Source organism: Actinomyces bouchesdurhonensis, from assembly GCF_963540955.1.
Taxonomy (GTDB): domain Bacteria; phylum Actinomycetota; class Actinomycetes; order Actinomycetales; family Actinomycetaceae; genus Pauljensenia; species Pauljensenia bouchesdurhonensis.
The window spans coordinates 1-9,875 of sequence record NZ_CAUTSL010000070.1 but is presented as its reverse complement, the minus strand read 5'-3'; the positions used below and the strand labels follow the sequence as shown (position 1 = coordinate 9,875).

Genomic DNA, 9,875 nt, shown 5'->3' with positions numbered 1-9,875 from the left:
CGGATGTTGGTTTCCTATCCGGATGTTGGTTTCCTATCCGGATGTGTTGTCGCCCGGGGGCGGTACCTGCTCAGCCAGCTGCGTTGCGGGCCCGGGCGTGGCTTCTGTCTGGGGTTATCCGGATAGGTTGTGCGCATCCGGATAGGTTATGCGGATGTGGATAGGTTATTAAGGTATCCGGATGTTGGTGTCCTATCCGGATGTTGGTGTCCTATCCGGATGTGTTGTCGCCCGGGGGCGGTATCCGCTCAGCCAGCTGCGTTGCGTGCCCGTGACTCGGCGCGTCGGGACATCGGAGGTTGGGGCCGCGGGAGGCGCGGCGGAGCCAAGGCTGCGCTCGTGATGGTTCAGCTGGCGTGGCCGAGGTCGTTGCAGCCGCTCCCAGGCATCGTGGCTGGGCTGTTCGGTTCTTGTTGCGCCCTCTGCCCGGGCCGGCGGGGGGTTTTGCAGCATTAGGAGCTGTTTGACGGCGTGTCGTCGGCGTGTCGTGGCTCTAATGGTGCAATTCCCCCCGCGGGCGACGGCGTGGGGGCTATGGGTGGCGCCCCGGGCGCCCCGCCCATGCCACCCAGGCCCCCGGGCGCCCCGCCCAGGCCCCCGGGCCCCCAGGCCCCCGGGCCGCCCACCCAGGCCACCCGCCCAGGCCCCCGGGCCCCCATGCCCCCGGGCCGCCCACCCAGGCGCCTGTGGCACGCGTTCCACGCTGCTTTCCGTGGTATTTCAAGCATTCGCCCGAAATAGCGTTCGACCCCTACATCTTGGGGCGCTTAGTCGCAAATGGCCACTAGATGTGGGGGTGCGACACGCCCAAGCCCCCGCCATTAAATGTGATGCGTAACACTAGTTGGGTGGTCGAAGGGTGGTTGTGCACAGGGTGGTGACAAGGCTGTCCACAGTGCTCACAGGGGCGACTGGCGCCTCGTGGGGGATGTTTGAAGCACTTAAAGGTTAGTGAAAAACCCGCGCATTTGTGCGCATTTTCGGGAAGCTTCATTACGGGGGCGACAAGATGAGGCGGTGGGCCTGTGATCCTGACCGCCCGCTTTATCCACAGGCGCATTGGCCTTGTCCACAACGGGAGCGCTACACACAACATCTAGGGGTCGCTTGCGTGAGTGGCCACGAGGTGTAGTGTTGTCGTGTTCGCGGCGAACGAGCCGCACGAAAGCCCGTCAGGTAAGCAAACGTCCGGCCTCGAGCCGCAAGGAGACACGAACATGTCGATCACCGTCTACTCCAAGCCCCGCTGCCCCCAGTGCGACGCGACCTACCGCGCCCTCGACAAGCAGGGCATCTCCTACGAGAAGATCGACGTCACCCAGGATGCGGACTCTCTCGCCTTCATCAAAGGCCTCGGCTACCAGCAGGCTCCCGTCGTCGTCGCGGGTGAGGACCACTGGTCCGGCTTCCGTCCCGACCGCATCAAGGCCGTCGCCGCTCAAGCTATGGCGCTGTCCGCCTGAGTCACGCCGACAAGCCCCGGCCTCCCGGTCGGGGCTTTCGCATGTCCGGGCACGGACGAGGCCGGGGTCGCCTTCTCGACAAGGCGCGGATACGCCCGAGGCAGTCAGGCGCGACACGGGGCGTGACCAGCGTGAATGGCGGGACACTCGCGCCTGAACCAGACGCGCACCCCGCGCCGCCGAGTCGAACATCCCACACGGGGACACGCCTCCCGCGCACCTCCGCCCAGGCCTCGTGAATGAGACACTAGAAGCTCACCGCCCCGACACGTCGGAAGGAACACTATGGGCATCGTCGTCTACTTCTCGTCGGCGACGGGCAACACCCGCCGTTTCGTTGAAAAACTGGGCCTCCCGGCTGCGCGAATCCCGTTGCGTCCCAAGGATGAACCTCTGCGCGTGCGTGAGGAGTACGTGCTGATCGTGCCTACCTACGGCGGTGGAAACATTAAGGGAGCGGTACCTAAGCAGGTCATTAAGTTCCTCAACGATCCCGACAATCGGGCCCTGTGTAGGGGCGTGATTTCGTCGGGAAACACTAACTTCGGCAAGGCCTACTGCATCGCGGGCGACATCATCGCGGCCAAGCTGGGGGTTCCCCACATGTATAAGTTCGAGCTCCTTGGCACGCCTGAGGATGTCTCCAGAGTTCGCGAAGGACTGGAACAGTTTTGGCAGAAAACTACACCGACACGGGCGTAGAGGAAGCTCCCTCCCCGGAGCTGGACTACCACGCGCTCAACGCCCAGCTCAACCTGTACGACGCGGACGGACGCATCCAGTTCGATGCGGACCGTAAGGCCGCTCGCCAGTACTTCTTGCAGCATGTCAACCAGAACACGGTGTTCTTCCATGACCTGGAGGAGAAGCTGAAGTACCTGGTGGAGGAGGGCTACTACGAGAAGCATGTCCTGGATCAGTACGACTTCGCGGACATTAAGGAGCTGTACAAGCAGGCGTACGCCCACAAGTTCCGTTTCCCGACGTTCCTGGGCGCGTTCAAGTACTACACGTCGTACACGCTCAAGACCTTTGATGGTAAGCGCTACCTGGAGCGCTTCGAGGATCGTGTCGCCATGGTGTCCCTGTACCTGGCGCGCGGCGACATTGAGCTGGCCCGCGCCTTCGTTGACGAGATCATGACGGGCCGTTTCCAGCCGGCCACACCGACCTTCCTGAACGCGGGTAAGGCGGCCCGCGGCGAACTGGTGTCCTGCTTCCTGCTGCGCATCGAAGACAACATGGAGTCGATCGCGCGCGGCATTAACTCTGCGCTGCAGCTGTCTAAGCGCGGCGGCGGCGTGGCCCTACAGCTGACGAACCTGCGTGAAGCGGGTGCCCCAATTAAGAAGATCCAGAACCAGTCCAGCGGCGTCGTGCCCGTCATGAAGCTGCTCGAGGACTCTTTCTCCTACGCGAATCAGCTGGGCGCGCGTCAGGGCGCGGGCGCTGTGTACTTGCACGCGCACCACCCGGACATCATGCAGTTCCTGGACACCAAGCGTGAGAACGCGGACGAGAAGATCCGCATTAAGACGCTGTCCCTGGGCGTTGTCATCCCGGACATCACGTTCGAGCTGGCCCGTAAGAACGAGGACATGTACTTGTTTAGCCCTTACGACGTGGAGCGCGTGTACGGTGTGCCTTTCTCTGAGATTTCGGTGACGGAGAAGTACCACGAGATGGTGGACGACGGGCGCATCCACAAGAAGAAGATTAACGCGCGTCGTTTCTTCCAGACGATCGCGGAAATCCAGTTCGAGTCCGGCTACCCCTACATCGTCTTCGAGGACACGGTGAATAAGGCGAACCCGATCAAGGGTCGCATCACCATGTCGAATCTGTGTTCGGAGATCCTGCAGGTGTCGGAGGCCTCGGCCTACAACGATGACCTGTCGTACTCGCATGTCGGTAAGGACATCTCCTGCAACCTGGGTTCGCTTAACATCGCGAAGACCATGGATTCCCCGGACTTCTCTAAGACGATCGAGATGGCGATCCGTGGCCTGACGGCCGTGTCTGACCTGTCGGACATTGGCGCAGTGCCCTCGATTGCGCGCGGAAACGCGATGAGTCACGCGATCGGCTTGGGGCAGATGAACCTGCACGGGTACTTGGCGCGCGAGCACGTGCACTACGGGTCCGAGGAGGCGCTGGACTTCACGAACATGTATTTCATGACGGTCCTGTTCGAGGCCATCAAGGCCTCGTGTCTCATTGCTCGTGAGCGCGGGGAACGCTTCGAGGGCTTCGAGGATTCCACGTACGCGTCGGGTGAGTTTTTCCGCAAGTACATTGACGAGGAGTGGGCGCCTACCACGGGCAAGTGCCGTGAGCTGCTCGCCGCCTCGTCCATTAAGGTCCCTACCCGGGCCGACTGGGAGGCTCTGGCGGCCGATGTGGCTACCTACGGCATGTACAACCAGAACCTGCAGGCCGTGCCCCCGACGGGTTCGATCTCCTATATCAACAACTCGACGTCGTCGATCCACCCGATCGTCTCCCGCGTGGAGATTCGCAAGGAAGGCAAGATTGGTCGCGTCTACTATCCGGCGCCGTACATGACGAACGAGAACCTTCAGTACTATCAGGACGCGTACGAGATCGGCCCCGAGAAGATCATCGACACCTACGCGGTGGCGACCCAGCACGTCGATCAGGGCCTGTCGCTCACGTTGTTCTACCCGGACACGGTGACGACGCGCGACCTGAATAAGTCCTACATTTACGCGTGGAGGAAGGGCATTAAGACCCTGTACTACATGCGTCTGCGTCAGATGGCGTTGGAGGGCACGGCGGTTGAGGGCTGCGTGTCCTGCATGCTGTGACGTGATGCTCGCTTGTCGGGTGGTGCGGGGGTCGGGAAGTCGGCCCCCGCACCGTTTTGTGCTCGTGGGGCGAGGCTGGGGTCGCCCGCGTGGGGCGAGGCGGGGGTTGCGCTTGGGGGCGAGGCGGGGGACACCTGTCGGAAAATCAGGCGCGTGAGTGTGGCGGGCGCAAGCACCAGGCCCGGCCTGGGACTTTGGCGCGCCGAGGGTGTGGTGTGACGCATTCATTCGGAATTTCCGCGTCATCCTCGTATGATTGCTGCGGAATAAAGTCCCACGTGTCTTCGGAGTGAATGATGAGTGACCCTTCAAACCCCTACGGTGCGACTAATACAGGTAGCGTGGCGCCCTACGGCGCTCAGGCCGACTACACTGCGCAGACTGGCTATCCCGGCGCACAGGCCGACTACGGTGCGCAGTACGGTTACGGTGCGCAGGCCGGTTACGGTGCGCAGTACGGTTACGGTGCGCAGGCCGGTTATGGTGCGCAGGCCGGTTATGGCCAGCCTTTGTACGGTCAGATGAGTTACGCCATCAACCCCGCGGTCGAGCGCCTGCGTTCGAATGCAACCACCGTGCGCATCATGGCGTTCATCAGCCTCGTCACCCTTGGCCCGCTCCTGGCGATCCCCGCATGGATTTGGGGCAGCAGTTTGCTCAACGAAGCGATAGGCCAGGGCGCCCCCATGGACGTTGTCAGCGATATTCGCAGTGCGCGTACGACCGCGATGGTCTGTACGATCATTCAGGTGGTTGGGCTCGTGCTGTTGTTCGGCGTCCCCTTCCTCCTCGCTGCCTTGGTCGGTAGTTCTTACTGACGTCCCGCAAGGAGACAATGCTAGGCGCCGCGGCGGTGAGCGACCGTCTCACGCGTGTGCGGAGCGCGTCGATCCGCGTCTCGTTCATCGGTGACCGGACGACGCGCTCGTACAAATATGAAATCAGTGACAGATGATGTGGAGCAGCGAGTGGGCGATACCATCAACCCCAACACGCGGCAGGAATCCACTCCCCAGGCGGTCGATGCCTCGTTCGGGCAGGGAACGGACCAACACTTTAACGCCCAGCCCATGTATGCTACGACTCCAGCGGCGGAGAAGCTTCGCTCGGATGCATCGACGGCGCGACTGCTGTCATTCCTCAGCTTCCTGTTCGGCGGTCTCCTGCTGTCGGGCGGCATGTGGTTTTGGACGAGCAAGATGATGCAGGAGGCGTCGGCACTCGACGCTCCGCTGGACGTCGTGGAACAAGTGCGAAGCGCCCAATCCTCGGCTCGAATCTGCTCGTTTATTCATATCGCCATCGTCGTTGGAGTTTTCCTCCTCGTTTTCTTCTTCATCATCCTCGGTCTGTTGGCCAGTCAGTGATGAACGCTCACTAGGGTGAGGCTCGGGTCCGCCCGGGCCTCACCTTTTTCTTCGTTCGACTCGTGCGCTGGTATGAGTGGCGCACCGGTGCAATTTTTTAGGAGCAACACATGAGTGACCCCGTCAATCCCTACGCGCAGCTCGAATCCGGCAATCAATCCGCCTATGCGCCCCAGCCGACCAACGAGCCGCCAACGTTTGCGCAGTCCGCGTACGCGCAGTCAGGCTACGTCCAGCCCGGGTACGTCCAGCCCGGGTACGTCCAGCCCGGGTACGCACAGCCTGTTGGTCAACCCATGCCCGGCGATTCACCCGTCGGTCCTGTCTATGGAAACCCCTCCTACACGCCACCGCGCACCTACGAGTATGAATCGATCGCCTCCAGGGCGGTGACGATCATGGTGCTGAGCGTCTTCAGCTTCCTCACCATCGGTCCCCTCTTGTCGGTCCCCGTGGCGATCTGGGCGTCAGTGCTCACGTCGCAGGCCAAGTCGATTGGCGCTCCCGACCGTGTCCGCTCACGCGCCCGCGCGAGCTTCGCCGTGTCACTGATTAGCGCGATCATCCAAGTTGTCGGCCTAATTCTATTCATTCTCCTGGGCGTATCGGCGGCGAATCGGTGATCATTCCCCTTGGCCTGCGGGTGACCAACAGTGTCCCGAATCATGCACTTTTTCGGGGGTGCGTGTGCGCTACGATAAACTCTGACCACCCGACCCTCACATCTGGAGCAGCGTATGAGTGACATCCGCACCCCCTTCACTCAACAGCCAGCCCGCGGAGTTCCCATGCGACAGCAATACGGGCAGTTCGCGTACGCGCAGCCGAGCGTGCCCGTCGGATACGCTCAGCCCTTCCCGCAGGCCACGGGCCTGCAACGCGCCTACGCCACCGCGTACCAGCAGGCGTTGCGCGCCAGAGCGGCGAATGGACGGATCACCTACGGCGACATACTGACAGACCAAGCCATGGCCTCGTACACGGCCCGCGTGAACGGCGTCTCAACGATAATCATCATCATGTCCGCTCTCAGCCTGTTCTTCGGCGTCATCATTTTCTCTTCCCTCGGGGTCTTGACGGGCTGCCTGCAGCTCGGTACCGCCCGCGCCTACGGCGCCCCCGAACACATCGTCAAAAGGGCAACAATCGCCCGCAATATCGCGGTGGGCTGCCTCATCGTCGACTCACTCATCCTCGCCGCCATCATCGCCATGGTCGCCAGCTAGAACAACACACCCGAACCGCCAGGCGACAGAAGTACCACTGGGACGCGACGAAAGTGCCGCAGCGTGAGGCCACGCCGTAGGCGTGCTCGATGAGCGCGTACACTCACGACACCGGCGTTCTGGCCGGCGTCACCTGTAAACTTGCAGCATGACTCCCCGATACGAAGCCCCCTCGCGCTCGATCACCGGAACCGACGCCAACCTGCTCGACCAGCTCCGCCACGCGGACGGGCGCCCCTACGGCTTCTACAAAAACGCCCTGGGCGCCTGGGATTACGGCGACTTCACCCTCGCGATCGACCACGTGCAGGCCGACCCCTACGCCCCACCCTCGTCCCTGCGCGCCTGGGCACGGCCCGAGGCCATGGGACTGCCCGACGCCGCCCTGGCCTCGTCCGACGCCCGCCTCGCCGCAGCGGACTTCATCGCCCGCTCCTTCGACGAAGCCATCCGCGCCCGCGGCACGCGCGATGTGACGATCGCCCGCGCCGGCGCCCTCATCCTCCAGCGCTCCTACGCGACCGTCCTGCCCGACCGCGTCGAAGTGCGCTTCCAGGTCAAGCTCCCCGCCCGCGGACGCACGATCCTCGGGCGCAGCGCCGCCCGCCTCTTCGACGTCGACGTGCCCAACATCGTCATGGACTGCTTCGACTACGTCTCCGAGGACCCGGCCACCACCCGTAAACGCTCCCGCCTCCTCGCCCACGTCGCCGCCTACGAGGACTACCGCGCACTCCAAAGCATCCTCGAAGAACGCGGATGGGTGTCCTTCGTCGCCGACGAGGCCCTGCTCGCGCGCCGCTCCGGCATCTCCGAGGCGCCCCTGACCGGTGACGGCGTCGTCGCCTTCGCCTCCCCCGAGTCCCTGCGCGCCACCGTCACCCTACCCCACGCCGGCGAGGTGTCCGGCATGGCGATCCCCCCGGGCCTCACCCTCATCGTCGGCGGCGGCTACCACGGCAAATCCACGCTCCTGGAGGCCATCGCCCAGGGCGTGTACGCGCACGTGCCCGGCGACGGCCGCGAACTCGTTGCCACCGACCCCACCGCCACGAAGGTGCGCGCCGCCGACGGGCGAGCCGTCACCGGCGTCGACATCTCACCCTTCATCACCCACCTGCCGGGCGGCGCCGACACCACGTCGTTTTCCACCGAGAACGCCTCCGGCTCAACCTCGCAGGCCGCCTCCATCATCGAATCCCTCGAGCTGGGCGCGCGCACGCTCCTCATCGACGAAGACACCTCCGCCACCAACCTCCTCATCCGCGACACCCGCATGCGCGACCTCGTCGCCGCCGAGAAGGAACCCATCACGCCCCTCGTCGACCGCGTCACCTCCCTCACCGAGGCCGGGGTCTCCCTCATCATGGTCGTCGGCGGCTCCGGCGCCTTCCTCGACGCCGCCGACCGGGTCCTCATGATGGACAACTACCGCTGCCTCGACGTCACCTCCCGGGCGCGCTCCGTCGTCGCCGACCTGCCGCGCCCCCGCACCGACGCCCCAACCTCCTGGGAGGCGACGCCCCGCGTTCCGTCCGCGAAAGCCCGCGTGGACCGCCCGCGCACCAAGGCCTCGGGCACGTCCGTGCTGACCATCGACCGGTCGACCGTCGGCATTTCCGACGTCGCCGGAGTCGTCGACCCCGGGCAGGCCGAGGCCATCGCCTGGTGCGTGCGCGGCGTCCTCGAGGAGATGGCCGGCAAACAGTCGATGCCCGAGCTCATGGCTAAGCTCGGCCGGCGCCTCGCATCCGAGGGCCTGGACGCCGTCTGCAAGTTCGGCGCCCGCCCCTACCCGGCGTTCCTGGCGCGCCCGCGCCTCATCGACGTGGGAGCCGCCATCAACCGCTACCGCGGCCTGTCCCTGCGCGAGCCGCGCGGCGCGGTGTCCGTGGACGAGGCCGGGGCGGAGCCTTCGGGTGAGTCGCGCCCTGAGGTCGCCGAGTCGTCATCGTTGCCGGTCTGACGGCATACTGTCTGTCGGCCTGGCGGAGCTTTCGGGTGAGTCGCGCCCTGAGGTCGCCGAGTCCTAATCGCTGTCGGTCTGGCGGCATACTGTCTGTCGGCCTGGCGGAGCTTTCGGGTGAGTCGCGCCCTGAGGTTGCCGAGTCGTCATCGTTGCCGGTCTGACGCATCGTCTCGATGACGACATCCAGGCCACGCTGCCTCCCACGGGCACTCCAGTCGGCCCGGCATACGGTCTGTCGGCCGGGTGGTGACCTGTGTCTGGCTACCTTGATGCGCGGGGCGGCCTAGCTTTCGGCTGCCCGCTCTGCCCCTGCCTCGGCATGGTTCCCCAAAAATGTCGCACGTAATTCCCCCGCGACTATTTCAAACTTTGAATTCAGACCGTTGGAATTGCAACGTTTGTGGGGCTAATTAAAAACTGACCAAGGGAAATTACGTGCGACTTTTGTGATGTGTGCTCAAAGTGCAGTCCACTTCGGTGGAAATGGGCATGGGGCGTTTTGGGCGAGGTGGTCTACGGTTTGGGCAAACTGCGGTTGAAACCGGAGCCTGGGGCGGGCTCGGGTCGGCGACGCGGTGGGGCGGGCTCGGGTCGGCGACGCGGGCTGGCCGGCGACGCGGGCTGGCCGGCGACGCGGTGGGGCGGGCTCGGGGCGGGTATGGGTCGCTGATGCGGCGTGGTAGACGAGGCTGGCCAGGTGGGCGAGGTGCGCGAGGCAGTCGAGTCGTAGTCGCGTCCCCAGGGCCCGGCTGCTTTGCGCGAACCGGACTGTTTGGTGTGCGCTCAGCAATTTCGCACGTAATTCCCATGTAAACCTTTCAAACATTGAATTGGCATCGTTGGAATTGCAACGTTTCTGGGCTTTGTTGAAAGTTCATGCAATCGAATTACGTGCGAAATATCTGGGAGGTGTCTCCGTCGTCACTTGTGGGCACCGTCGGGCCGGACTGTTTGGTGTGCGCTCAGTAATTTCGCACGTAATTCCCATGTAAACCTTTCAAACATTGAATTGGCATCGTTGG

General features: G+C 63.8%; 8 protein-coding genes. All 8 read left to right on the top strand.

All coding sequences use genetic code 11. From position 1 onward, the window contains the following. The first annotated feature begins 1,217 nt into the window (after positions 1–1,217). The 8 genes from nrdH to RYL44_RS09320 all read left to right on the top strand — a co-directional run bounded on the left by nrdH (position 1,218) and on the right by RYL44_RS09320 (position 8,850). Positions 1,218–1,463 (top strand): glutaredoxin-like protein NrdH, encoded by a 246-nt coding sequence (nrdH, locus tag RYL44_RS09355; RefSeq protein WP_073983823.1) that lies wholly within the window; start codon positions 1,218–1,220, stop codon positions 1,461–1,463. Between the two features lie 285 nt (positions 1,464–1,748). Beyond that, positions 1,749–2,165, top strand: a complete 417-nt coding sequence (gene nrdI, locus RYL44_RS09350; protein ID WP_073983824.1) for a class Ib ribonucleoside-diphosphate reductase assembly flavoprotein NrdI — start codon at positions 1,749–1,751, stop codon at positions 2,163–2,165. After that, on the top strand, positions 2,135–4,291 hold the full coding sequence (nrdE, locus tag RYL44_RS09345; RefSeq protein ID WP_314975801.1) for a class 1b ribonucleoside-diphosphate reductase subunit alpha: 2,157 nt from the start codon (positions 2,135–2,137) through the stop codon (positions 4,289–4,291). The genes nrdI and nrdE overlap by 31 nt, the downstream gene beginning before the upstream one ends. 296 nt (positions 4,292–4,587) lie before the next feature. Beyond that, a complete protein-coding gene (locus RYL44_RS09340) occupies positions 4,588–5,109 on the top strand; it encodes a hypothetical protein (protein ID WP_314975800.1) in 522 nt (173 codons plus the stop codon). Between the two features lie 126 nt (positions 5,110–5,235). After that, positions 5,236–5,658 (top strand): hypothetical protein, encoded by a 423-nt coding sequence (locus RYL44_RS09335; protein WP_314975799.1) that lies wholly within the window; start codon positions 5,236–5,238, stop codon positions 5,656–5,658. Positions 5,659–5,768: 110 nt separating this feature from the next. Further along, positions 5,769–6,281, top strand: coding sequence for a hypothetical protein (locus RYL44_RS09330; protein ID WP_314975798.1), 513 nt, complete (start codon positions 5,769–5,771; stop codon positions 6,279–6,281). Positions 6,282–6,395: 114 nt separating this feature from the next. Next, positions 6,396–6,884: a hypothetical protein gene (locus tag RYL44_RS09325; RefSeq protein WP_314975797.1), complete on the top strand. Its 489-nt coding sequence runs from the start codon at positions 6,396–6,398 to the stop codon at positions 6,882–6,884. A gap of 148 nt (positions 6,885–7,032) precedes the next feature. Further along, positions 7,033–8,850, top strand: coding sequence for an ABC-ATPase domain-containing protein (locus RYL44_RS09320; RefSeq protein ID WP_314975796.1), 1,818 nt, complete (start codon positions 7,033–7,035; stop codon positions 8,848–8,850). The last annotated feature ends 1,025 nt before the right edge of the window (positions 8,851–9,875 follow it).